General features: G+C 42.1%; 1 protein-coding gene. It reads right to left on the bottom strand.

The window, feature by feature from the left end; genetic code table 11:
* Window positions 1–207, bottom strand: a 207-nt coding sequence (locus SB749_RS20620) for a hypothetical protein (protein WP_410711956.1), incomplete at its 3' end; no start/stop codon positions are given.
* Window positions 208–242: the final 35 nt, after the last annotated feature.

The raw sequence follows: 242 nt of genomic DNA, 5'->3' as shown, positions 1-242 counted from the left end.
AATGCCTTTGGTGTTTTTGTAGGTGATTGTTTGTTGCAATTCGCTGTCCGTTAAAACTTTTGATAGCGACAGAAATAGATTATCGAGCTGTTGTCTGTATTCAGCCAGATCTTTTAGTTTTGGGTGGAGAATGGTATTCAATGCGTGCGGCATAGATAGCCGGGAAAGTGAATTCAGTTCGCGGTGGTGGCTTAAGTCGGTAGACATACGCTTTAACCAAATGGTATCAGCAACTGACAGAT

It is taken from the genome of Brevibacterium sp. SIMBA_078 (assembly GCF_046534565.1).
Taxonomy (GTDB): Bacteria; Actinomycetota; Actinomycetes; order Actinomycetales; family Brevibacteriaceae; genus Brevibacterium.
The sequence above is the reverse complement of the archived record's forward strand: the minus strand, read 5'-3'. Positions and strand labels throughout refer to the sequence as shown.